Annotated in this window: 20 protein-coding genes; 10 read left to right on the top strand and 10 right to left on the bottom strand. The window is 63.0% G+C overall.

The features are described from left to right. Window positions 1-131 precede the first annotated feature (131 nt). On the top strand, window positions 132-1,283 hold the full coding sequence (locus tag FYC77_RS13330) for an ABC transporter ATP-binding protein (RefSeq protein WP_149081991.1): 1,152 nt from the start codon (window positions 132-134) through the stop codon (window positions 1,281-1,283). 37 nt (window positions 1,284-1,320) lie between these two features. On the opposite strand, the gene FYC77_RS13325 is transcribed toward FYC77_RS13330, so the two are convergent. After that, window positions 1,321-1,977, bottom strand: a complete 657-nt coding sequence (locus FYC77_RS13325) for a ThuA domain-containing protein (protein WP_149081990.1) — start codon at window positions 1,975-1,977, stop codon at window positions 1,321-1,323. Between the two features lie 417 nt (window positions 1,978-2,394). Between FYC77_RS13325 and pdhA the strand changes: the two genes are divergently transcribed. Continuing rightward, window positions 2,395-3,522, top strand: coding sequence for a pyruvate dehydrogenase (acetyl-transferring) E1 component subunit alpha (pdhA, locus tag FYC77_RS13320; protein ID WP_149081989.1), 1,128 nt, complete (start codon window positions 2,395-2,397; stop codon window positions 3,520-3,522). Window positions 3,523-3,593: 71 nt separating this feature from the next. Continuing rightward, window positions 3,594-4,082, top strand: a complete 489-nt coding sequence (locus FYC77_RS13315; protein ID WP_149081988.1) for a hypothetical protein — start codon at window positions 3,594-3,596, stop codon at window positions 4,080-4,082. 6 nt (window positions 4,083-4,088) lie between these two features. On the opposite strand, the gene FYC77_RS13310 is transcribed toward FYC77_RS13315, so the two are convergent. The 7 genes from FYC77_RS13310 to FYC77_RS13280 all read right to left on the bottom strand — a co-directional run bounded on the left by FYC77_RS13310 (window position 4,089) and on the right by FYC77_RS13280 (window position 11,467). Continuing rightward, window positions 4,089-4,910 (bottom strand): fumarylacetoacetate hydrolase family protein, encoded by an 822-nt coding sequence (locus FYC77_RS13310; RefSeq protein WP_149081987.1) that lies wholly within the window; start codon window positions 4,908-4,910, stop codon window positions 4,089-4,091. A gap of 28 nt (window positions 4,911-4,938) precedes the next feature. Then, complete coding sequence (locus FYC77_RS13305) at window positions 4,939-5,727, bottom strand: SDR family oxidoreductase (RefSeq protein WP_149081986.1); 789 nt, start codon at window positions 5,725-5,727, stop codon at window positions 4,939-4,941. A gap of 112 nt (window positions 5,728-5,839) precedes the next feature. Beyond that, window positions 5,840-6,457, bottom strand: coding sequence for a hypothetical protein (locus tag FYC77_RS13300; protein WP_149081985.1), 618 nt, complete (start codon window positions 6,455-6,457; stop codon window positions 5,840-5,842). Between the two features lie 63 nt (window positions 6,458-6,520). Continuing rightward, entirely contained in the window at window positions 6,521-8,221 is a 1,701-nt protein-coding gene (locus FYC77_RS13295) for an acyl-CoA mutase large subunit family protein (RefSeq protein WP_149081984.1), read from the bottom strand. Window positions 8,222-8,345: 124 nt separating this feature from the next. Next, entirely contained in the window at window positions 8,346-9,470 is a 1,125-nt protein-coding gene (locus tag FYC77_RS13290) for an acyl-CoA dehydrogenase family protein (protein WP_149081983.1), read from the bottom strand. 268 nt (window positions 9,471-9,738) lie between these two features. After that, entirely contained in the window at window positions 9,739-10,260 is a 522-nt protein-coding gene (locus FYC77_RS13285) for a hypothetical protein (RefSeq protein ID WP_149081982.1), read from the bottom strand. 82 nt (window positions 10,261-10,342) lie between these two features. Further along, on the bottom strand, window positions 10,343-11,467 hold the full coding sequence (locus tag FYC77_RS13280; protein WP_238386944.1) for a M24 family metallopeptidase: 1,125 nt from the start codon (window positions 11,465-11,467) through the stop codon (window positions 10,343-10,345). A gap of 494 nt (window positions 11,468-11,961) precedes the next feature. Here FYC77_RS13280 and FYC77_RS13275 point away from each other — a divergent pair, with 494 nt between their 5' ends. Both FYC77_RS13275 and rdfA read left to right on the top strand, forming a co-directional pair. Next, window positions 11,962-14,220 carry an NADP-dependent malic enzyme gene (locus FYC77_RS13275; RefSeq protein WP_149081981.1) on the top strand — a complete coding sequence of 753 codons (2,259 nt, stop codon included), beginning with the start codon at window positions 11,962-11,964 and terminating at the stop codon, window positions 14,218-14,220. A gap of 343 nt (window positions 14,221-14,563) precedes the next feature. Next, entirely contained in the window at window positions 14,564-15,181 is a 618-nt protein-coding gene (gene rdfA, locus FYC77_RS13270; protein ID WP_149081980.1) for a rod-determining factor RdfA, read from the top strand. 417 nt (window positions 15,182-15,598) lie between these two features. On the opposite strand, the gene FYC77_RS13265 is transcribed toward rdfA, so the two are convergent. After that, the gene (locus tag FYC77_RS13265; protein WP_149081979.1) at window positions 15,599-16,825 is read right to left on the bottom strand and encodes an HD domain-containing protein; all 1,227 of its coding nucleotides are present in this window, start codon (window positions 16,823-16,825) and stop codon (window positions 15,599-15,601) included. Between the two features lie 260 nt (window positions 16,826-17,085). Here FYC77_RS13265 and FYC77_RS13260 point away from each other — a divergent pair, with 260 nt between their 5' ends. The 5 genes from FYC77_RS13260 to FYC77_RS13240 all read left to right on the top strand — a co-directional run bounded on the left by FYC77_RS13260 (window position 17,086) and on the right by FYC77_RS13240 (window position 23,287). Next, complete coding sequence (locus tag FYC77_RS13260) at window positions 17,086-17,334, top strand: hypothetical protein (protein ID WP_149081978.1); 249 nt, start codon at window positions 17,086-17,088, stop codon at window positions 17,332-17,334. A 357-nt stretch (window positions 17,335-17,691) separates the two neighbouring features. Then, the gene (nikB, locus tag FYC77_RS13255; RefSeq protein ID WP_149081977.1) at window positions 17,692-18,636 is read left to right on the top strand and encodes a nickel ABC transporter permease; all 945 of its coding nucleotides are present in this window, start codon (window positions 17,692-17,694) and stop codon (window positions 18,634-18,636) included. Beyond that, complete coding sequence (gene nikC, locus FYC77_RS13250) at window positions 18,633-19,562, top strand: nickel transporter permease (protein ID WP_394349020.1); 930 nt, start codon at window positions 18,633-18,635, stop codon at window positions 19,560-19,562. The genes nikB and nikC overlap by 4 nt, the downstream gene beginning before the upstream one ends. Window positions 19,563-19,564: 2 nt before the next feature. Further along, complete coding sequence (locus FYC77_RS13245) at window positions 19,565-21,688, top strand: dipeptide ABC transporter ATP-binding protein (RefSeq protein WP_149081976.1); 2,124 nt, start codon at window positions 19,565-19,567, stop codon at window positions 21,686-21,688. A 21-nt stretch (window positions 21,689-21,709) separates the two neighbouring features. Further along, window positions 21,710-23,287 carry an ABC transporter substrate-binding protein gene (locus FYC77_RS13240; protein ID WP_149081975.1) on the top strand — a complete coding sequence of 526 codons (1,578 nt, stop codon included), beginning with the start codon at window positions 21,710-21,712 and terminating at the stop codon, window positions 23,285-23,287. A 66-nt stretch (window positions 23,288-23,353) separates the two neighbouring features. Here FYC77_RS13240 and FYC77_RS13235 read toward each other — a convergent pair whose 3' ends face one another. Further along, window positions 23,354-24,043 carry a creatininase family protein gene (locus FYC77_RS13235; RefSeq protein ID WP_149081974.1) on the bottom strand — a complete coding sequence of 230 codons (690 nt, stop codon included), beginning with the start codon at window positions 24,041-24,043 and terminating at the stop codon, window positions 23,354-23,356. Window positions 24,044-24,106: the final 63 nt, after the last annotated feature.

The raw sequence follows: 24,106 nt of genomic DNA, 5'->3' as shown, positions 1-24,106 counted from the left end.
TCACTAATGCTTCAACCGGCGACCCGTGTGCCGGGAAATCGGGACGGCAATCCGTATGAGGGTCCGATCACCGCATTCGTTCGGTCGATCTCCGGTATATTCATTATCCAGGAGACTGGATGTGTGTATAGATGACGTCGATCGAACTTGACAGTGTGAACAAGATTTACGATTCGGAGGGGGGCGAGATCTGTGCCGTCAACGACATGGACCTCGAGATCCAGGAGGGTGAGTTTCTCGTGTTCGTCGGACCGAGTGGTTGTGGGAAGACGACGACGTTGCGAATGATCGCCGGTCTCGAGGACGTCACCACCGGTACGATCGAGTTCGGAGACGAAGACGTAACTGACCTGCGCGCTCGCGACCGAGATATCGCGATGGTGTTCCAGGACTACGCGCTGTATCCCCACATGAGCGTTCGGGACAACATCGGCTTTGGACTCCGTCTCTCGACGGACATTCCCGAAAGCGAGATCGCATCGATGGTCGAAGAGACGGCCGAAATGCTCGGTATCGAGGATCTCCTTCCAAAGAAGCCGAGTGACCTCTCCGGAGGCCAACAACAACGTGTGGCGCTCGGCCGTGCGATCATTCGGGAGCCATCGGTGTTCTTACTCGACGAACCGCTCTCGAATCTCGACGCCAAACTCCGAGACAGCATGCGAAAGGAGATCATGGAACTCCAGCAACAACTCGGGATCACCTCGGTCTACGTCACCCACGACCAGACCGAGGCGATGGCGATGAGCGATCGGGTCGCCGTCCTCAACGACGGCGAACTCCAGCAGTGTGGTCCGCCGGAGGACGTCTACCGCAATCCGACCAACCAGTTCGTCGCTGGATTCCTCGGCAGTCCGAGCATGAACTTCCTCGAGGCGACGGTCTCGAGCGACGGCGATACAGTGACGTTCAACGGCGACGCGGATTTCGTCTATCATTCGGAGGCGTCGTCGATCGCGGAGGCCCTCGGCGACCGGAACCGGTGTACCGTCGGGATTCGACCGGAGGATCTGGTGGTCGGCGCTGAAAGCGGGTTCAACGTGACGGTAACTGTGGTCGAGGCGATGGGTGACGAAAACGTGGTCTACGCCCAGGTCGGCGACGCAGAGATCAGAGCACGTGTCGACAGTCAGCACCGACTCTCGGCCGGGGACGATATTCTGCTTGGATTCGACGACGACAACGTGTATCTCTTCGACGCGGAGACGGGTGATTCGCTTCGAACGAAAGACCTGGATTCGGCCGAGGAGACCGAAAAACGAATAACGAGTCCCGAACGGTGACCGGTTTCATGCGGTGTGGAGTGTCGGAGAGCCGCTGTTAGCCGTCGGTCGCCCACGTAATCGCGTTGCGCAGAAGCTGTCGAAAGCCGGAACTGCGAAGCGATTCGTCCGTATGTCCGAGTGAGATGTAGCAGACGCGGCCGTCTCCGTCGGTCCGAACCCAGGCGACGGGGTAGTTCTTTAACTCAGAGTGTTCCATACGCGCGAGCACGTCGACGGTGGCGTCGACGTCGACCTGGTACGGTTCGTCGTAGACGTCGAAGGAATCGACGCCGGCTGTAACCGGATGATCGGAGACAGCCTCCACGTGAAACTCGCTCTGGGCCGGATGGTCGAGAAACTCCCCGCCGAGTAACGAGCGATGGCGTGGATCGGGTTCCGGTCGCGTGTCCACGACGTCCTCGGGGTCTGAGGGGACCGTACTCGTTAGATCGGCCGCACAGTGGACGCCGACGTATGCGCCACCGTTCCGGACGAACGAAACCAGTCCATCGATCTGTTCGGTGGTCAACTCGCTGTCGGTCATGTAATCGATCAGGACGTCGTAGTCGTCGAGTGACTCGAGTGCATCTCGGTCCGTCGTGATCTCTACGTCCGCGGCGTCGCCGACTGCATCGACCAGTTCGTCACCCTTCTCGTCGATGGCGTGAAATGGAAAGGTGCGTTCCCCGATCAACAGCGCGTTCGTGGCCATACAGGTACGAATTCGTAATATATACTAAATCTTTGGATCACGATCCTTCTGGCAAACCGTTCGACCGTGAGACGGTCGTCTCGTTGACCACTAGTAATCAGATTCACATACATGTCTGTAGTATTTTGGTTATAAGACGCAATTATTCCGCGAGAGGATAAAATTGGCCGTATAGGCATCTATGCGGCGGTGTATTTAAATACTGGGTCGCTGGTAACAAGTCTGTTATTACCGCCAAGAATCCGTAAATATGGTGTTTTGAGGTTTATAATGGCTGTTTTCTTCTCGCTCCTCCACCGTGCGTCAGAAATGGCATGATTTTAATACTACCGTAGTAATGTTTGATAATCTATCTATTTGAACGTCCGTAGTACATGCACAGCTACTGTTATGTGGAACGAGTTCGAGAGTGAAGATATGACACCGGACGTACTCGAGGACGATCTCTTCGATCGAGCACCCGACGACAGGGTTCGGGTGCTCGACGCCGACGGAAACGTCGTCGCGCCGGAACTCGAGCCCGAACTCGAGCCGGAGACGTTGCGTTCGATGTATCGTGACATGCGCTTTGCCCGCCGTTTCGACGAGCGGGCTATCAGCCTCCAGCGACAGGGCCGGATAGGGACGTACGCCTCGCTTGCGGGTCAGGAAGGGTCCCAGATCGGATCGACGTACGCCCTCGGGGCCGACGATACGATCTCCTACCAGTACCGGGAACACGGAGCCGTCGTCGCTCGCGACCTTCCGTGGGAGTATCTGCTCTACTGGATGGGTCACGAGGACGGAAACGCCGCACTCGCCGACGTAAGTGTCTTCCCACTCAACATTTCGATCGGGAGCCATCTTCCCCATGCCGTCGGCTGGTCGTGGGCCGAAAAACTCGACGATCAGGAGAACGTCACCGTCGTCCACTTCGGCGACGGCGCGACGTCGGAGGGTGATTTCCACGAGGCGATGAACTTTGCCGGCGTCGTCGATACGCCGACGATCTTCTTCTGTAACAACAACCAGTGGGCGATCTCCGTTCCACAGGAGCGCCAGACCGCGAGCGCGACGTTCGCCCAGAAGGCCGACGCGTACGGGTTCGACGGCGTTCAGGTCGACGGGATGGACCCGCTCGCGACGTACGTCGTCACGAACGTGGCCCGGACGAAAGCGATCGATCCGGACACCGATCGGCTCCGGCCGACGCTAATCGAGGCAGTTCAGTACCGATTTGGCGCACACACGACGGCGGACGATCCGTCCGTCTACCGTGACGAAGCCGAAGTCGAAGAGTGGCGCGAGCGCGATCCGATCACCAGATTCGAATCGTATCTGCGGGACCGCTGGATCCTCGATGACGAACTGATCGAGGAGATCGAAGCCGAAATCGAAGAGACGCTGGCGTCCGTGATCGACCGAGCAGAGACCGCCGAAGCCGATCCACGGGAGATGTTCGAGTACACGTACGAGGAACCGACCGCCAGACTCGAGGAACAACGAGCGTATCTCGAAGAACTGCGATCGAGACACGGCGACGATGAACTGCTCGAGTACGAGTGACGGTACGGGATAAAGTCCACACCTGGACAGGTGAACAACTACCGGCGTCCCGTCCCGAGGCCCGAGTGAGAATGCAATTGGAGCAACCCGCCAGGGAGACGGGCTGGAACGGGACGGTCCCGAACGCCTTCGACAGTCGAATTCTCGGCTTCGTCGGGGTCACCGCCGCGCTCGCGGCGTCGTTGAACGTCCCGTACGGTGGAGTCGCGTTCGCCGTCGCGGCGTTCGGCGTCCTCGCGGCGATCGGCGTCGTCGTCCACGTTCTCGGCGAACGAAAGCTCCGCCGGATCACCGATGGCCTCGTCGAACGGTGGGCCAGTTCTGGTGCGGAGATCGAGGACGTAACGCGGTCCTCCGAGGGGATGCGAACCGAGTGGACGGTTCGGACACCGAACGGCACCGTCACGGTCGGCGGGGTCGCGCTCGTTCCGATCGCTCGCCTCTCCGTCGAGTGGCAGGGGGTCGGCGACTCCATGGACGCAAGCGAGGCCGAGGCAGATCTCGATCACCTCGCCGCGAGTCTGTACGAGGAGATATTCGAAATTCAAGCGGCGGCGTGACCTTCGTCACCGAACGACCGGTGCCTCGACCGAACCGATCGTTTCGACCGCCGCTCGTGCGTGGTCGCCGGGTTCGATCGGTTCGGCACCAGGCGTCCCCGTACTGAACACGTCACCGGGTTCGAGCGTGGCGACGCCGGAGTGAAACGCGACCAGTTCACGCGGCGGGAACAGCATGTTCTCGATCCGGTTTTCCGCCACGACCCGTTCGTTGACGACCGTCTTGACCGACAACTCCTCGAGCGCGAGCGGTGTTTCGGGGACGGCGATGGCCGACCCGACGACGAGAAACGAATCGAAGCTCTTCGCGCGCGTCAGAAAGCGCGGGTTTCGCTGGAGGACGTCCTCGGCGGTCATATCGAGGACGGGAAGGTAGCCGGCGATTACGTCGTCGACCGCACCATCATCGAGATCCCGACACGTTCGACCGATTACGACGGCGAGTTCGGCCTCCGCCGTGACACGGTCGGTCCGTTCGACTGGCGGGAGCCGTATCGGGCCACCCGGACCGGTGATGGCGCTCGTCGGCTTGAAGAAACTCGCGGGTGCATCCGGCCGTGCCTCGTCGAGATCCCCGGCGTGTTCGGCGTAGTTGAGGCCGATCCCCCAGAGTTTGCCGAACTCGGCCAGCGGCGGGCCGAACTGGATGGACTCCCGGTCGACCGGCTCCGCCGGGGCGTCGGCGACATCGGGGAGTCCACCGTCGGCCGCGCGCGAAAGTGCCTCTATGGCCGTGGTGAGATCCGGATCCGCAGCAGAAAGCGGGACGAAGCCGTCCTCGCTCCCGAGTAGTGGACGCCCCTCGAGGGTGCGAGCGAGGTACTTCATCGGTCTCTACCGGGCGATACGAACCCACTCATAGGTTCGCCCCCGTCGTTCCGCCGTCGATTACGATGCTCTGTCCGTTGATGAATCCCGATCGGGGCGAGGAGAGGAAAGCGACGGTATCGCCCAGTTCCATCGGATCGCCGACCCGTTCCAGCGGATTGTCCGCGACGTCTTCGATCCCCTGTTCGTAGGAGTCGTGCTCGCCGCGCTCGACACCCTGCTCGACGAGTTCCTCGATCCGTGCGGTTTCGTGCGGCCCAGGGAGGACGGCGTTTGCGCGCACGTCGGGTGCGAACTCCTGAGAGAGCGTCTTCTCGAGGCCGATGACGCTCATCCGAACCGAGTTCGACAACACGAGGCTGTCGATCGCCTCTTTTACACTCCGGGAGGTGATGTTGACGATCGTACCGCCCTCTCCCTCCTGCAGGTGGGGTTCGGCTTCGCGTGCGAGACGAACGACGCTCATCACGAGCAGATCGTATGCTGCATACCAATCCTCGTCGTCGGTCTCGAGAAACGGTCCCGACGGCGGTCCGCCGGCGCTCGTCACGAGGTGGTCGAGTCCGCCGAACTCGCCGACGGTCGTCTCGACGAGCGCCGCGATCTCGTCTTCGTCGGTGAGGTCTCCCTGCTGTGCGATCACTTCGCCCGTCGCGACGTCCGCGATCTCGTCTCTCGCCGCTGCGAGCCGATCCTCGTCCCGTCCGTTGATCACGACGTCTACCCCTTCGCGGGCGAGCGCCGTCGCCGATGCCTTTCCGAGTCCGCTCGAGGATGCCGTTACCAGTGCCGCGTTTCCGTCGATCTGAAGGTCCATTTCGTCTTCGATCTATCCAGCACAACTGAAAAAGTTGCCGTTGCGGTAAGTAAGCGGATAGCCATCGCCCGTCTCTCCAGTGTGCCGGTCTTCGACAAAATACCGGAGATTTTCAAGGCGGCGCGGAGGCGAGTGGCACTTCGCCTTCGACGACCTCCCGGTCCAGGCCGGGGGAGGCGATCAGGAGGTCGTGTGCGGTCTCTCCGTCCGAACCCAACATCGCGAAGGTGAAGACGCCGAAGCCAAACGACATCTGATAGTTTCCGTACGTCGAGTTCGCGGTATACTCCGCTGTCGATGGGTCGTCGTGGCGGAGGACGTGAAAGGAGTAGTCGTCGTCGCCGGCCAGATACCGGCCTTCGGTTCCTTCGTTTGCCTCGAGATAGGCGACCGAGACGTCGTTCGTTTCCTGGAGTGGCCACTCGTCGGTATCCGGCAAGAGATCGATGGTCGCTGTCTCCGGATCCGGCGGCTCGAGGTCGTACTCGTTCGCCGAATCGTCGGCGCTCGTCGAACCGTCGCTGGTCTCTTCGCTCTCGGTATCCACGGTGTCGACCGGTTCGTCGTCGGATGCCGTCTCCGGTACTGTTTCGGCGTTTTCTGGTTCGTCAACACCGGGTTCGTCGTCACGAGCGTCGTTCCCCGTGCCCTCGTCGTCGAGACAGCCGGCCAACGCACCGACGACCGGGAGCACCACGGCCGTTTCTACGAGAAGTGATCGTCTATCCATGATATGTCTCCACAGAGAGACGTGATATACATTTGGGCATACGTTTGGCCCAACAGCAAAACGTTAGACCGGGCTGGCCGTCTCCTGGTACGATCCGTGGTGGTCCTCGAGTACCTGCATGATCTCGCCCATCGTCGCATACGCCTTCACCGCGTCGACGATCGGCGGCATGACGTTCTCTCCCGCCTCGATCGTGTCTGATAACGCTTCGAGGGTATCCTCGACCGCCGCATCGTCGCGTTCGGCTTTGACGCGTTCGAGACGCTCGAGCTGGCGGTCGCGAGTCGTCTCGTCGACTTGGTGGATCTCCGGGGCAGTATCCTCGTCGATCGTGTACTCGTTGACGCCGACGACGACCTCCTCGCCGCGTTCGACCCGCCGCTGGTACTCGTAGCTCGCGTCCTGGATCTCGCGGTGGAAGTAGCCCTGTTCGATACCCACCAGGACGCCGTCGCGAATCGAACCGTCGCCCACCTCCTCGATCTCCTCGAGATAGGCCATAATCTTCGTATCCATCTCCTCGGTGAGCGCCTCGATCGCGTAGCTTCCGCCCATCGGGTCGACGATATCGGCCGCACCGGACTCCTCGGCGATGATCTGCTGAGTCCGTAGCGCGACGCGGACCGCCTTCTCCGTCGGGAGCGCCAGCGCCTCGTCGAAACTGTTCGTATGCAGTGACTGGGTGCCACCGAAGACACCGGCCAGCGCCTGAACGGTGGTTCGGACGATGTTGTTCAAGGGTTGCTGGGCGGTCAGCGACTGGCCGGCGGTTTGTGTGTGGAATTTCAGTCGTCGCGATTGCGGCTTCGATGCGCCGTATCGGTCGGCCATCACGCGGGCGTAGACCCGTCGAGTCGCACGAAACTTCGCGATCTCCTCGAAGATGGAGTTGTGGGCGTTGAAGAAAAAGGAGAGAAGCGGTGCAAAGTCGTCGACGTCCAGCCCGCGCTCGAGGCAGTCCTCGACGTACGCGAAGCCGTCGGCGAGCGTGAACGCGGCCTCCTGGGCGGCGGTCGAGCCGGCTTCCCGGATGTGATAGCCCGAGATCGAGATCGGGTGAAACGTCGGTGTCTCGTCGACGGCGAACTCGATCGTGTCGGTGACGACCTCGAGGGACGGTTCTGGGGGGATCACCCACTCCTTCTGGGCGATGAACTCCTTTAACATGTCGTTCTGGAGGGTGCCGCGGATCTCCTCGCGGGGAACGCCCTGCCGGTCGGCGAGTGCGACGTACATCGCGTAGATCACCGGTGCGGAGGGGTTGATCGTAAACGACGTCGACACTTCGCCGAGGTCGATGCCGTCGAAGAGGATCTCCATATCCCGGAGGGTGTCGACGGCGACGCCCTCCGTGCCGACTTCGCCCTCGCTCATCGCGTGGTCGGAGTCGATCCCCATCAGCGACGGCATGTCGAACGCCGTCGAGAGCCCCGTCTGGCCCTGCTCGATGAGGTAGTGAAACCGCTCGTTCGTCTCCTCGGCGGTGCCAAAGCCGGCGAACTGACGCATCGTCCACGTCCGACCGCGGTACATCGTCGGGTACGGCCCTCGCGTGTACGGCGGTTCGCCGGGGAATCCGAGGTCTTCCTCGTACTCCATGTCCGCGACGTCTTCCGGCGTGTAGAGCCGGTCGACCTCGTGATTCGACACCGTCGCGAACCGGTCGCGGCGTTCGCCGTGGGCCTCGAGAAACGGCTCGAGCGTCTCTTCTTTCCACCGCTTGCGCGCTCCGCGGATTCCCTCGAGGTCGTCCTGGTCGAACATACCGTATCAGTGGACGGGACGAGCCTAAAGTGTTGGTACCACACCGCACGACGTGATAGCACGTGTCTGTGATCGGAGTGTGCCGTCCGATGCAGACGATATCTTCCCTGGGTGACGACCGAAGTCACTCTCGGAGGTGACCGGCGATAATATCTTTTTGAATCTCGCTCGTTCCCTCGTAGATCGTCGTGATCTTGGCGTCGCGGTAGTAGCGTTCGACGTCGAAGTCGGTCGTGTAGCCGTAGCCGCCGTGGATCTGGACCGCCTCGTTGGCCACCTCGACTGCCGTTTCACTCGCGAAGAACTTCGCCATGCTCGCGGCCATCGGATCGACGCCGTTCTCGTTCTTGCGTGCGGCGTCGCGGGTGAGCAATCTGGCCGCCCGGACGTTCGTCCCCATCTCCGCGAGTTTGTGCCCGATCGCCTGGTGGTCCGCGATCGGTCGACCGAACTGCTCGCGTTCCTCCGCGTAGTCGAGGGCGTCCTCGAGCGCCGACCGTGCGACGCCGACGGCCTGACTTGCGATCGCGATCCGGCCGCCGGTCAGCGTCGAAAAGGCCGCCTTCAACCCCTCGCCGACCGGCGTCAGCCGGTTCTCCTCGGGGATTCGGACGTCCTCGAGGATCAGCGCCGTCGTATCGCTCGCTCGCAGACCGAGTTTGTCCTCTTTCTTGCCGACTGTGAGCCCGTCGGCGTCTTTCGGGACGAGAAACTGCGTGATCGTGTCGGAGTCGTCGCGGTCGACTTTCGCGAAGAGGATCACCACGCCCGAGCGCTCGCCGTTCGTGATCCACTGTTTTCGGCCGTCGATGACGTACTCGTCGCCCTCGAGTCGGGCCTCGGTGGTCATCTCCGCGGGGTTCGAGCCAGCCTCGGCCTCCGACAGTGCGAACGCACCGACGGGTCTCCCCTCGGACATCGCCGGGAGCCACTCTTCCCGGTGAGTTTCGGAGCCGAACTCCCGGATGCAGGAAGCCGCCAGACAGTGGACCGAGAGCGCCGTCGCGAGCGAGAGGTGACCCGCACCGAGTTCCTCGTTGACGATACTTTCGGTCACGCGGTCGGCGTCGAACCCACCGTACTCCTCGGGGATTGTGAGCCCGGTGAGACCGATCTCCGCGAGGCCATCCCAGACGTCTTCCGGGAACGTCTGGGTGGTGTCGGCCTCCGCCACCGCGGGTTCGACCTCGCGATCGACGAACGCCGCGACCGTCTCACGGATCAACTCTCGCTCTCCTTCGGAACCCATACCCGGGAGTACAGGAACCGTCGTGGTAAATGTACTGACGACCCGTCTACGGCCCGCGTCCGAGTCTTCGCGACGGTAACAACTGTACCGATGTACACACTGATCGACGATCTGTCTGGCGATCAGGTGTGCATCGACGTGCAGTAGCGACGATAGAGCCACCGATACAGCGTCACGACGATGCTGTCGTACGGACCGCTGTTCGTCGGTTCCGCGCGGTTGTGACTCGGGCTGCAATCGCCCCGAAACGTTGGAACGGTAGTCCGAATCACTCTTTTTCGTCGGTTGAATCGACGGCTGCGTCGTTCCGGTCGTCGGGATGAACCTCGAGGCCCGAGTCGTCGTCGGTCAGTTCCGTCGGGTCTGCCTCGAGGCCGCGGTCGTGTGCCTCCTCTGACTCCGTGCTACTATCGTTCGAGTCCGATTCGCCGCTTCGCCCGTCCGAGTGTTCGGTCTCGTCTTGTCCGCCTGGCTCGCCTGCGGGGTTCGTCCGATCGACGCCCGTCTCGTCGTCGGTTCCAGCGTTCGTGCCGTCAGGTTTCGTATCCTCGAGCGCTCCTTCGAGTCGGACCGCCTCGTCGGATATCGCGGTGACGGAGTCCGCCGTGAGCGGGATCGACTTCTCGGTCCTGCTGTCCCAGCCGATCGTCGACTTGATCGTATCGAGCATCCCCTGTTTCGGTCGGACGTACGCGACCGTTCCCTCGACGGCTGCGATCGTCCCGACGGAGTCACCGCGTGCGTTCTCGACCGTCTTTCCCTGATCGTCTTCCGAGAAGGTGGCGCACATACGGTCTCGTTCCGGCAGTCGGGAAAAGGAACTGCCGCCTGCAACGGCCGGGTCACGGAGAATCGGCGCTCGGTCGGTTCGATTAACACTCTTCTGGCAACGGCCGCCACGTCCGTGGCGAGTGGTTCAGCCGTTCACAGCCGTCCTCGGTGACGACCACCAGGTCCTCGATACGCACGCCGAACTCGTCCTCGAGGTAGACGCCCGGTTCGACGCTGAAGACCATTCCCGGCTCGAGTTGCTGATCGTTGTCGGCCGCGATGTACGGTGACTCGTGGAGGTCGAGCCCGACGCCGTGGCCGGTTCGGTGGACGAAGCGGTCGCCGTATCCTCGCTGCTCGAGAACGGAACGTGCGGCCCGGTCGACCTCGCGGGCAGCCACGCCCGGCTCGACCGCGTCGACGGCGGCCGACTGTGCCGCGAGTACCGCTTCGTGTACCGCCTCGTAGCCGTCGGGTGGGTCCCCGTCGAAGACGACGGTTCGGGTCTGGTCGCCGGCGTAGCCGTCGACCACGGTCCCGAAGTCGAGGACGACCGGATCTCCGGGCTGGATGGTCCGATCGCCGTGACGATGGTGTGGTCGAGCGCCGTTCGGTCCGGAGCCCACGATGGGATCGAACGAGACGCCCGCTCCCCCCTCCGCGACGAGGCGGTTCTCGATCTCCGCTGCGAGTTCGGCCTCCGTCATCCCGACCGCGTCGGGCCCGAGCCGACGGACCGCCTCGCTTACCGCATCCGAGATCGCGGCCGCCTCGCGAAGCGCCTCGAGTTCGGTCTCGTCTTTCCGCATTCGAAGGTCGGCGAGCACCTCGCTCGCCAACCCGAACGCCGCGTCGGGAAACGTCGCGCGGAGGTCCTGCGTGAACAGCGCCCACATCCGATCGTCCACCAGGAGTCTCCCGGTCGAGAGGCCGAGGTCGGTGCCGATCGACTCGAGTGTGGCGGTCGGCTCCTCGCCGTCGCTCCACGTCCGAACGTCGTCGATCGGGGACTCGGCCCGGATCTGTTCGCCGGACAGTTCGGGTGCGAGAAACGCCGCCTGGCCGTCGGTGACGAACAGAAAGAGGTGCCGTTCCATCGGCTCGTCGTCGAACCCCGAGAGATAGCGCATGTTCGCACTCGGAAAACAGACGAGCGCTTCGGCGTCTGCACGCTCGAGAGCCGACCGTACCCGCTCGAGTCGATCGTCGACGATGGATCGGTCCATACGGATTCCAACAGGACCCATTCGGGAGTAGGTATCGGTCATCGGGCGGATCTTCCACGGGACCGTTGGGACGTCCCCGTACGACACACTCGTGTACGGATACAACGCGACTGGTATCCTGAAACTGCCGACCGGAGACGGCCACTCGGGCTCGTGCGATGGTGTACCACGTGAGGAGGCCATCCGAGGATCACGGCGTCGGTCGACGTACTCCTCGAGCGCCAGGTGTGCGAACACCGGTCTCGCGGACGTCGCAGAATTCGCTCCGCTCAGTCACGAAAGAGAGCTTCGTACGACCTCGATGGACGCGGCCTGTTCCGCCTATAGACAGTGTCTCATCTCCTATTCGTTTCGAGAATCTTTCAGATAGGGATAATTGTTTACTGTATGTTAATACTGTCCTCGACCGTCGGACGTAAGGTCGATCCGGGAGACAATTTGCCGGTCGTACGCGATTCCCACAGATTTTTGCCCGTATGCTGAAAACGTGGGGTATGTCACTGGAAGACGACTCACTCGAGTATCACGCTACTGATCCCCCTGGGAAGGTCGAGATCACGACGACGAAACCGACGAACTCCCAGCGAGAGTTGAGTCTCGCGTACTCGCCGGGCGTCGCCGGCCCCTGCCGCGAGATTGCCGACGATCCCGACGCTGCCTACCGGTACACGGGCAAGGGAAATCTCGTCGGCGTCGTCTCCGACGGGAGCGCGGTGCTCGGCCTCGGCGACATCGGCCCGCAGGCGTCGAAACCAGTCATGGAAGGGAAAGGAGTTCTGTTTAAACGGTTCGCTGACATAGACGTCTTCGACGTCGAGCTCGACCACGACGATCTCGATACGTTCGTGGAGTCGGTCGCCGGCATGGAACCGACGTTCGGCGGTATCAACTTAGAGGATATCTCCGCACCGGACTGTTTCGTCATCGAAGAGCGCTTGCGCGAACGGATGGATATCCCCGTCTTCCACGACGACCAACACGGGACCGCGATCATCAGCGGCGCGGCGCTGTTGAACGCCGCCGAACTCGTTGGAACGGATCTCGGCGATCTCGAGGTAACGTTCGCCGGTGCGGGTGCCGCGGCGCTGGCGACGGCTCGATTCTACGTTTCACTCGGCGTACGCCGGGAGAACGTGACGATGGTGGATATCGACGGTATTCTTACCACGGAGCGGGCGGAGGCGGGCGATCTCGATCCGTACAGCCGGGAGTTCGCCAGGGACGTTCCCGAGGGGGATCTCGCCGACGCGATCGCGGGTGCCGACGTCTTCGTCGGCCTCTCTGCCGGCGGGATCGTCTCCCAGGAGATGGTCCGATCGATGAACGAGAATCCGATCGTCTTCGCGATGGCCAACCCCGATCCGGAGATCGGCTACGAGGCGGCGAAGGCGGCACGCGAGGACACCGTGATCATGGCGACGGGGCGGTCGGACTATCCGAACCAGGTCAACAACGTCCTCGGCTTCCCCTTCATCTTCCGTGGCGCACTCGACGTCCGCGCGACGGAGATCAACGAGGCGATGAAAGTTGCTGCGGCGAAGGCACTCGCGGACCTCGCGAAAGAGGACGTTCCCGACGCGGTCCGGAAGGCCTACGGCGACCAACCGCTCCAGTTCGGCCCCGAGTACATCATCCCGAAGCCGATGGATCCACGGGTGCTGTTCGAACTCGCACCCGCGGTCGCACAGGCGGCGATCGACAGCGGTGCCGCACGAACCGGGATCGACCCCGAGAGCTACGAGGAGGAACTCGAGGCTCGCCTCGGCAAGTCCCGTGAGATGATGCGGATCGTGCTCAATAAGGCGAAAAGCGACCCGAAGCGGATCGCCCTCGCGGAGGGCGGCGACGAGAAAATCGTCAGAGCAGCTTCCCAACTCGCCGACCGTGGGATCGCCGAACCGGTGTTGATCGGTAACCAGTCGCGGATCGAACGCCTCGCCGACGACCTCGGGCTCGAGTTCGATCCCGAGGTGGTCGATCCCGGTGCGGGCGAGTACGAGGCCTACGTCGAGGACCTCTACCAACGTCGCCAGCGCAAGGGCATCACGCGAACGGAGGCGGCGGATCTGATTCGGGACAGCAGCTACTTCGCTTCCGTGATGGTCGACCGTGGGGACGCCGACGCGATGTTGACGGGACTAACTCACAACTATCCGTCAGCGTTGCGCCCGATCTTGCAGGTGATCGGCACGGCCGAGGACGTCGACTACGCAGCGGGCGTCTACATGTTGACGTTCAAAAATCGAGTCGTCTTCCTCGCGGATACGACGGTCAACCAGGATCCCGACGAGGAGACACTCGCCGAGGTGACCTGCCACGCCGCCGAAATCGCACGCCGATTCGACGTGGAACCGAGGGCCGCCCTGCTGTCGTACTCCGACTTCGGCAGCGTCAACAACGAGGGGACCCGCAAACCACGACGGGCGGCACGCCGGCTCCGGACGGATCCGGCCGTCGATTTTCCCGTCGACGGCGAGATGCAAGCCGATACGGCGGTCCTAGAGGAGATGCTCGAGGGGACCTACGAGTTCGCAGAGCTCGAGTCGCCGGCGAACGTTCTCGTCTTGCCCAATCTCGAGGCGGGGAACATCGCGTACAAGCTCCTCCAGCGGCTGGGTGGGGCCGAGGCCGTGGGTCCGATGCTCGCCGGGATGGCGGAGCCGGTGCACGTCCTTCAGCGGGACGACGAGGTCAAAGACATCGTCAACCTCGCTGCGATTGCGGTCGTCGAAGCCCAGGGTACGGAGCTGTGACAGACTGAGACGAACTCTTATCCGTCAATTCTAGGGCGACGCGACCGACCACTACCGTACCGACAGGTCGTGAGATCGTCCCGCATGGGGCAGATTTCGGTGCCGATGGGGATCGGATGCGCCGCAGTTGTTGTCGGGATATGAGGGGTTCCTCGTATTCCTGTGACACCGCCAGACGACACCAGTCCGACGGCGGAAAAGCAGTGTCCCGAACGTAATTACGTTCATATGGATGTAAACAACGACGCCCGCTGGTGGACGCTTTCAGGGCTCTCGAGCCAGCGGGCCCCGACGAGGGTCGCTGTTCGGAACGTTTTTAAATGTAAACCGACTAGAGAAAACAGTGAGTAAAACGAGCCCTACTGAGTCGAGTACGGCGTGCTGTAAAGTCGGCCGGATCACCCAACGGTACGATCTCACTGGCCTCGACGACGAGCTCGTCCGCTACTGGACCGATAGAACGGACCAACGGTACAGTACCCGTGACCTCGCCGAACACGTCAACCAGCGCATTCTCGAATCGGCGCTCGACGAAGCCGGCTTGCAGTACAAAGACGGCGAAGTCGAGAACACGTACCGGCTGCTTACTGGCGACGACGTCAGCAGCGGTACACAGGTGCAGACTCGGAAAGAACTCGAGCGTGATTCCATCCCGATCGACGAGGTCGAAAGCGACTTCGTCTCCCACCAGACCGTCTACAACCACCTGACGGACTGTCTCGAGGCATCGCTCGAATCGCCGAGCGACGAGGAGCGTCTCGAACGGAGCCGGGACAAACTCGGTGCGCTTCGCAACCGAACTGCTGCCGTCACCGAGGATACGGTCGCACAACTCGCCAGAAACGACGTCCTCGACGTCGGCGAGTTCGACGTGTTGGTCAACGTAACCGTCTCCTGTAAGGACTGTCGACAGCAGTATACGATCCGGGATCTCCTCGAGCAGGGAGGCTGTGATTGTTAACCGGGTCCGAACCGACGACGGTTGTCAGTTCCAGTCCGCATCAGCGTAAGCGAGTCGGATAACTGGTGGCTATCCATGATACGGGCAGCATGAGTAGTCGGTCATACTTATTCAATCATACATAATTTAACTATATATGTGCACATTTTGATGTGACATTATCTCCAGACGTATTTCGAGTGTCTCTGGATGTATCGACCCTTGACGGCCCTATCGGCGGTTAAACTGCTTTTTCCACAGTCATTGCCGATCTCCGATTCATTTTAGCTGGTGGCAATCGGGTAAAGTGTAAGCGGGGGCTCTCACGACTATTAACGGGTAATAACCGCCGTGTACTAATTGATCGATCATGTTATCACCCGTTGTACTCTATTCATCGACTTACAACTACATCTGGGTTTCAGTAGGGAACCAATACTATTCAGTAAATTGATCTAGCGTCGTGTCCAACCCGTTTCGAACTTCGGTCACCAGCGCACCCTCGATATCCAACTCGAGAACGTCGACGGCCGCTCGACCGACCCGTTCGAGCACCGTCGGCGGCGAGTAGACGCCGAGACGCCACTGTGAGTACTGGGCCGCCCGAAGCGCTTCGACGAGCGGCGACTGTTGTTCGAGGCCTCTGATCTCGCCGTTGACGACGACTCGAGAACTCGATTCAGTCATCGTCGGCCGACTCGGGACGTCGAGGATGACGGCGTCGGGATCGACGTTCGCCTCCGCGGCGATCTCGCGTTCGAATCGACGAATCGTATCGTGGTCGGCTTCGATAACGCCGCCGGGGACGTCGTCGATCTCGGCCCAGACCGCTCGTTTGAACAGGTTTCGGTGGTCCAGCCGTCGGGAGAACGCCGCCGTCTCGTCGGTCGATCGCAACGCGACGAGCAGATCGGCGTCGTCCATCCGCTGGAGCGTCTCGGCGCCGGTGTCGGTCGACTCGAGAAGGGTTTCGGCGGCTCGGCGAAGCATCGCCTTGCTGATTCGGGCGACGCTGTGGCTGTAGACGGTCGGGTTCATCAGCGCCCGGGCGACCAGTAGGCTTTCGGCGGACTGAACGTTACCCTCGGCGAGGACGAGTTCGCCGTCGACGAACGTCAGTTCCCGGACGAGTCGGCCGTGATCGATCGTCCCGTACGGAACGCCGGTGTGGTGGGCGTCACGGACGAGGTAGTCCATCCGATCGACGTCGAGTTCCCCCGAAACCAGCTGTCCGAACCGACCGTCTCCGGCGATCAGGTCGGCGATCGGCCCGGGCGCTAAGTCGTGTTCTCGGAGCACGTTCCCGACGTCCCCCTCGACGAGAAGCTCGTGAACGTCGTCGTGATAGCGTCCGGTTCGACGGTGGGTCAGCGCCTCGAGGTTGTGGCTGAAGGGACCGTGACCGACGTCGTGGAGCAAGGCGGCGGCCTGGACCCGCTTCGCGCGCCGCCCGTCGACACCGAGTTGCTCGAGTGCCTCACACGCCAGGTGGTAGACTCCGAGGCTGTGCTCGAATCGGGTGTGGTTCGCAGAGGGGTAGACGAGTGAGACGGTACCGAGCTGTCTGATCCGCCGGAGTCGCTGGAGTTCGGGCGTATCGATGAGATCGCGCGCCACGCCGTCGACCTGAATGTGGTCGTGGACGCTATCTTTGATGACTTTCATTGTCATCGTTTCGGCCGGTTCGTACAAAAACAGTCGGCTGTCTACCGACTCGAGATCGGTACCGACTTGCACCTCGCACGTCTACGATCCGACAATGAGCGTTCCGCAACTCATGACGATCGCGCTGTTCGTGATCGTGATCCTCTGTCTGATCGCCCTGCTGTACATTTCGACACAGTGGGACGAGTAGCGGCCGGTATTTAAGCGCCCGTCGTCTGACGCGTCGTCGTTTACCGCCGTAGCCGCCGTCGATGCGGGCGATGACCGAGCTCACGATTCCACCCGATGCTGGCGAGCAGAAAGCGACGAGACTCGTCCAGGAGCACGTAACGGTCGGCGACGACGTCGAGGTTCGCAAGGCCGACCGAACCGGGAGCGGTGATCCCCAACTGACTGGTGAGGTGACCGGCATCGAAGCCGGCTACCTCGAGCTCGACGGCAAATCCCTCGGAGAGGGAAGCGTCCGCTACGACGAGATCCACACGATAGCCAGACTCGACTCAGCGTAAGCCACCGGTCTGTCGTGAGTCGACGATTGCCACGGCCTCGTTTTCGCGAATTCCGTGGCTCCGGTAGCACTGGTGACCCGGTCACCCGTGGCTGTGGACGGATCCCGGTGAGCGCTACTATATTAACTAACCAAAAATAATAGTAAGAATTAATAATATGTTTGCCTCAGATACTATCGTGCAGGTAGTGAAATCGAGCGAGATCTGCTCCCGGCAACCGATGTGATGATCGCCGCGGATTCAAAACCTTTACAACTAATATTTCATTAGATAAAGCTTGCTTGATGTTCGATTCGATCCACGTCGTCCCTGGTCGAACCACCGGCCGGGAAGCCGACGGTACGAGGTGGATGTAGGATGATACGGGCGCTCGTAGAGCGACTCGGCTCGCTCACGGCTGTCCTGTTCGGAGTGTCGCTGGTGAGCTACGGGTTCGTCTCACTCACGCCAGGTGACCCGGCATACACCATTCTACGCGCCCAGCGCCAGAGCCCCCCGTCGGACGCCGAAGTCGCCGCGTTCCGAGCCGAACACGGACTCGACGAGCCGTTCGTGGTGCAGTACGTCTCGTGGCTCTCGGAGGCACTCCGCGGTGACCTCGGCACCTCCTACTACACGTCGGAGCCGGTCACGACCCTGTTGCTCGAGTCGCTTCCGAACACGCTCGAACTCGCGGTCGCGGCGATGGCGGTCTCGCTTCTGTTGGCCGTCCCGACGGGTGTCGCGAGTGCGGTCCACCGCGATACCTGGATCGATCGGACGAGCCAGCTCGTCGCCCTCCTTGGTGTCTCGATGCCGAACTTCTGGCTGGGCTATCTGTTGATTCTGGTCTGTTCGCTCTGGCTCGGACTGACGCCGGCGGCCGGATCAGGAACGCTCGGCCACCTGATTTTGCCCGCGATCACGCTCGGAACGGGGCTTGCGGCGGTCGTCACCCGACTCGTTCGAACGTCGATGCTCGAGGTTCTCGAGGCGGAGTACGTCCGGACCGCACGTTCGAAAGGCGTTCGCGAGCGTCTGGTCGTCTACAAACACGCGCTCAGAAACGCGCTCGTTCCGGTGGTGACGATCGTCGGCCTTCAGTTTGGGTTCGTCCTCAACGGAGCGGTCATCGTCGAGGTCGTCTTTCAGCGGCCGGGGCTCGGAACGCTTCTGGTCGACGCCGTGTTCGCGCGGGACTACCCGATCGTACAGGGCGTCGTCCTGGTGACCGCGTTCGTCTTCGTCGTGACGAACCAGCTCGTCGACCTCGCGTACGTCGCGCTCGATCCGCGCGTCGACCGTGGGGGTGATCGTGCGTGAGCGGCGACGAACCCGGGCGATCGTACACAGGATTGGGTCGGACGAATCTTCTCGAGACGAGCCGTCGTCGCGTCCGAACAGCCCTCCCGCCGCGAGTTAGAGCCAACGGGCTGATTCGCCTCGGTGGTGGGATCTGTGGTGTCCTCGTGTTCGCGGCGATCGTCGGACCAGTCGTCTCCCCGTACGATCCGACGACACAGGCGCTCGAGGCCCGACTCCAGTCACCGTCGCTCGCCCATCCGCTCGGGACGGACGCGCTGGGTCGTGACGTGGCGACTCGACTCGTCTACGGGGCCCGAATCTCGCTCGCGCTCGCGGTCGTCGCGACGGGACTTCGTCTCGTCATCGGCACGACGATCGGGCTGGTTGCGGCGACCGGTGGACGGCTCGTCGACGCCGTACTGATGCGACTCGTCGACGTTCAACTCGCGTTTCCGGGGCTCGTCCTCGCGTTGGTCATCGCCGGCGTGCTCGGACCGAGTCTTCGGAACGTCGTCCTCGCGCTCTCGCTCGTGGGCTGGGCCTCCTATGCCCGCATCGTTCGCGGCAGCGTCCTCTCGGTGAAGCGTCGGCCCTACGTCCAGTCGGCGAAACTGTACGGAACCCCCTGGCGGCGTCTCGTCCGCCGTCACCTTCTCCCGACGGTGGTAAGTCCGGTCGCCGTCCTCGCGACGTTGAACCTGGGAACCGTCGTGCTCGCGGCGGCTGGACTCTCGTTTCTGGGACTCGGCGCACAGCCACCGACGGCTGAGTGGGGGGCGATGATCGACGACGGGCGAAACTACCTCCGGTCGGCCCCGTGGCTCATCACCGCGCCCGGAATCGCCATCGCGCTTACAGTCATCGGCTTCAACCTGCTCGGGGACGGTCTGCGGGACGTCTTGGATCCGGACCATCTCGAGGATACCCAACGGAGGCGAACCTGACGATGGGACCGGAACTGGTCGTCGACGACCTCCGCGTTCGGTTTCGAACCCGCTCCGAGACGGTCGACGCGGTCGACGGCGCGTCGTTCACCGTCGAGCCCGGCGCGATCGTCGGCCTCGTCGGCGAGAGCGGGAGCGGAAAGTCCGTCACTGCCCGGTCGATCGTCCGCCTCGAGTCGCCCGGCGAGATCGTCGACGGCTCGATCAAATTCGACGGTAGAGAGCTGACGAGTGCCGACGACCGGACGCTTCGCCGCCTTCGCGGGCGGGAACTCGCGATGGTCTTCCAGGACCCGTCGACGACGCTCAATCCGGTGTACACCGTCGGCGAGCAGATCGCCGAGGCGATCCGCATCCGCGAGAACCCCGGCCGACAGCCGTTCCTCGCGGAGCTCGCCGCTGGTGTCAGCTCCCGGCTTCGAACCCGTCGGCGACGATCCGAGGTGCTCGAGCTGATGGAGACGGTCGGCATCCCGCAGGCCGACGAACGTATCGACGCCTACCCCCACCAGTTCAGCGGCGGGATGTGCCAACGCGTCGCGCTCGCGATGGCACTCGCGCGCCGTCCCTCGCTTCTGATCGCCGACGAGCCGACCACCGCCCTAGATACCACGACTCAGGCCGCGATCCTCGATCGGCTCGCTCGACTCAACGCCGAGCGGGGGATGGGAATTCTCCTGATCAGTCACGATCTCGGTGTCGTCTCGGAGCTGTGCGATCGCGTCGTCGTCATGTACGACGGCACCGTCGTCGAGTACGGCCCTGCCGAGTCGGTCCGCTCCGATCCCGAACATCCGTACACGAAGGCGTTACTCGACTGTCTCCCCCACCGATCCGAACCGCGATCACGGCTCCCGACGGCGGATTGGCCCCCGGCCGACGATCGCCCCTCCCGGTCCGACGAGCCCCCTTTACAGGGTACAGTCCTCGAGACGGACCGGACCGCAGTCGACGGCGGAACGACGGCCACCGGGGAGCGAGGATCGCCGCGGAGGGACGCCGAAACCGCCGCTCCCGGATCCGATCGAAGGGTCGACGGCCCGATCGTCGAACTCGAGGACGTCGCGGCGTCTTTCAGGCAATCCGACGCCCTCGTCGATCGGTTGCTCGGGCGCGACGAGCGGGTCCCGGCCGTCAACGGCGTCTCCCTCTCGCTTCGAGCCGGCGAAACGGTCGGGCTGGTCGGCGAGAGTGGCTGTGGAAAATCGACGCTCGTCCGGCTGACCGCGGGCCTCGAGGAAACGACCGCGGGAGAGATCAGACTTCGCGGTGAGCGGATCGGGGACGCCGACTCGCGGACGGACGACCAGCTCGCCGACGTCGGCGTCGTCTTCCAGAACCCAACGACGAGCCTGAATCCGAAACGAACCGTCGGCCAGACGATCGCCGAGCCGTTGTTCGAAGCCGGATGGGACGAATCTCGCCGCGAGGATCGCATCGAAGAGGTACTCTCGCTGGTCGACCTTCCGGCGGCGTACGCAGGGCGCTATCCCCGCCAGCTTTCGGGCGGTCAGTGTCAGCGGGTCGCGATCGCTCGCGCGCTCGCGCTCGAGCCGTCGGTGGTGCTTCTCGACGAGCCGACCGCCGCACTCGACGTCTCGACGCAAGCGAGGATCCTGAATCTCCTCGCCGACCTCCAGGCCGACCTCGATCTCGCCTACCTGTTCGTCTCCCACGACCTCGCGGTGGTCCGCCACATTGCCGATCGGGTTGCGGTCATGTACCTCGGACAGTTCGTCGAGGTCGGACCGACAAACCGGGTGCTGTCGGCCCCAACCCATCCCTACACACAGACGCTTCTGGATGCGATTCCCGGGAACGAAGCCGAGGAGTGTCGCCAGTGGGACCGCGAGGCACTCGCGGGCGAGCCGCCGAGTCCGACCTCGCCGCCCGACGGCTGTGCGTTTCACCCGCGCTGTCCGGTCGCCTCCGAGGACTGCACGCGAGTGGAGCCGCCACTCGAGGCGGTCGACGGCGGCCGAACGCGGTGTCTCTACGCCGGCGAGTGGCGATCCGACGACAGCCAGCGATCAGCCGGCGACGCGGACGCGACCGAGACCCAACTCATCACGAACAGCGAACGTACCGAACCCGGCGTGGCTCGTACAGGGCGGGACGGCCGGTGAAACGACTTCCACAATATACGAATGACACACGAAATCGACGACATCGACGCTCGAATCGCGACCGACCGACCCACGACGCCGAACAGACGAACCGTCCTGAACACGCTGGCGGGGACGAGCGCCCTCGCACTCGCCGGCTGTCTCTCGAGTGCCGACGACGGCACAGACTTCCGGATCGGCGGCCCGTGGAAACCGAACCGGGATCCGCTCGACGGCGGGAGCTTGCTCCGACGACTCAGCATCACCGAAGCGCTGGTCGGCGTCGATTACGACGCCGATCCGGAACCGGGTCTGGCGACCGACTGGGAGCGGATCGACGACCGCCAGTGGCAATTCGACCTCCGCGAAGACGTCACGTTTCACGACGGCGAGCCCGTCGACGCGGCGGCGGCGGTCGACTCCCTCCGGCGAACGGCCGACTCCGCGGCGTTCGCCGACGTCCCGATCGCCCGTCTCGAGGCCGACGACGCGTCGACGGTGATCGTCGAAACCGAGACGCCGTTCGCGCCACTGCTGGCACACCTCTCGCGAAACGAGGCCGTAATCCTCTCGCCCGAAACGCTCGAGACCGACGGGGCGATCGAGACACCGGTCTCGACCGGGCCGTTCGTCTTCGAGGGCCTCGAGACGGGAGCGGAGCTTCGCGCGAGCCGGAACGACGACTACTACGGCCAGTCGCCGTCGATCGAGTCCGTCCGCTACGAGGTCGTCGAGGACGACCAGACCCGGCGCGTCAAACTCGAGAACGGCGAACTCGAGATGGCTCGCATCCTGCCGATCGAGATGGTCGAGCCCCTCGAATCCGAACCGGGTCTCGAGGTGTACACCCCCGAAATTCCTCGGATCCGATTTCTCACGTTCGACATCCAGTCGCCGCCGTTCGACGACGAACGGGTCCGTCGGGCAGTCTCTCAGGCCGTCGATCGCGAGGCGATCACGGAGTCCATCCTCGGCGGGATCGACGACCCCGCGGTCGGGCCGTTCTCCCCCGAGATCACGGCGTGGGCAAACCCGGATCTCGAGGACCACCGGTACGATCCCGACCAAGCGCGCGAACTGCTTTCCGAGGCCGGCTGGGCGCTCGAGTCGGGGGACGTTCGAACGCGTGACGGCGAGGAGCTCACCATCGAGATCGTTACGTTCGACGCACGAAGCCTGCCCCTGATCGCCGAAGTGCTCCAGGACCAACTCGCCACGGTCGGCGTCGACGTCGATCTGACGACGACCGAGTACAGTTCGATGGTCGACCGGGTCGGCCAGGAGTCGTTCGACGCCTACCTCACCTCCTGGGGAACGCTCTGGTATCCCGATCCCGATCGACTCTCGGATATGTTCCACTCGAGTGGCGCCACGTTACACCACGGCTACGCGAACGATCGGGTCGACGAACTGCTCGAGGAGGCCCGGGAACTCGACGATCGGGAGGAACGAAGAGTGCGATACCACGAGGTCCAGTCGATCGTCGTTCGCGAGGTACCGATCTCGGTTCTCACGAGCTACACCAACGTCGTCGCCGCGTCCGCGGAGGTCAGCAACTACCGACCGCACCCGACCGAGTCACGGTACGGGCTCGAGCAGGTCGAAATCGACGCCGAATAACCCCAATCCCGTTTTCTCGTCCGACCTCGTTCTCTCGACTCCGAGCGCATTCTACCCCGCGATCGACTACTCGAGTCGCTCGAGGTACGAAACCAGCGAGTCGACGGCGGTCTCGAACGCCTGTTCGCCCTGCTCGGCCGTCGCACCGGTCGCGTCGCCGACCGCGCCGTTCTCGCTGAACTCGTCGGTGAAGTGGCGAACGACGCCGCCGTCGACGACGGTGTCCCACTCCGCGGCGTCTCCGTCGACCGGCTCGCCGACGTCCTCCGGACAGAGATACAAGAGGACGGACGTCTCGATTTCGCCGGCGTGGCCGACGTGATCCTCGATCGCGCGCATCCACTCCCACGGGTAGACGTCGAGATCGGTCGAGTCCGAGGCGGTCACCTCTCGCGAGAGGTGTGAGAGCGTGCCTCCATTTCCGCCGTGGCCGTTGACGAGAACGACCGTCTCGACGCTCGTCCCCGAAAACGAGGTGACGACGTCGCGAACGTAGCGTCGAAGCGTCTCCGGCGATACCGAAAGCGTCCCCGGAAAGCGGCCGTGATAGGGAGCGACACCGACCGGAATCGGGGGCACGACGACCGTCTCACGGTCGGTTTCTCCATCCGCCGCGACCGCGATCTCGTTTGCGACGGTGGTATCCGTTCCGACCGGCGCGTGTGGGCCGTGTTGTTCCGTGCTTCCGACCGGCACGAGCGCCGTCGTCGGGGCCGCCTCGTCGATCACCGTCCAGGAACTCCGCTCGAGTTGCATATCGATCGATGGCGGGACGATTCCAAAGACCCGTCGATGTCAGTCGTCCGACCGGCGACCGTA

Origin of the sequence: Natrialba swarupiae (genome assembly GCF_008245225.1) — an archaeon.
Classification (GTDB): Archaea; Halobacteriota; Halobacteria; order Halobacteriales; family Natrialbaceae; genus Natrarchaeobius; species Natrarchaeobius swarupiae.
The sequence above is the reverse complement of the archived record's forward strand: the minus strand, read 5'-3'. Positions and strand labels throughout refer to the sequence as shown.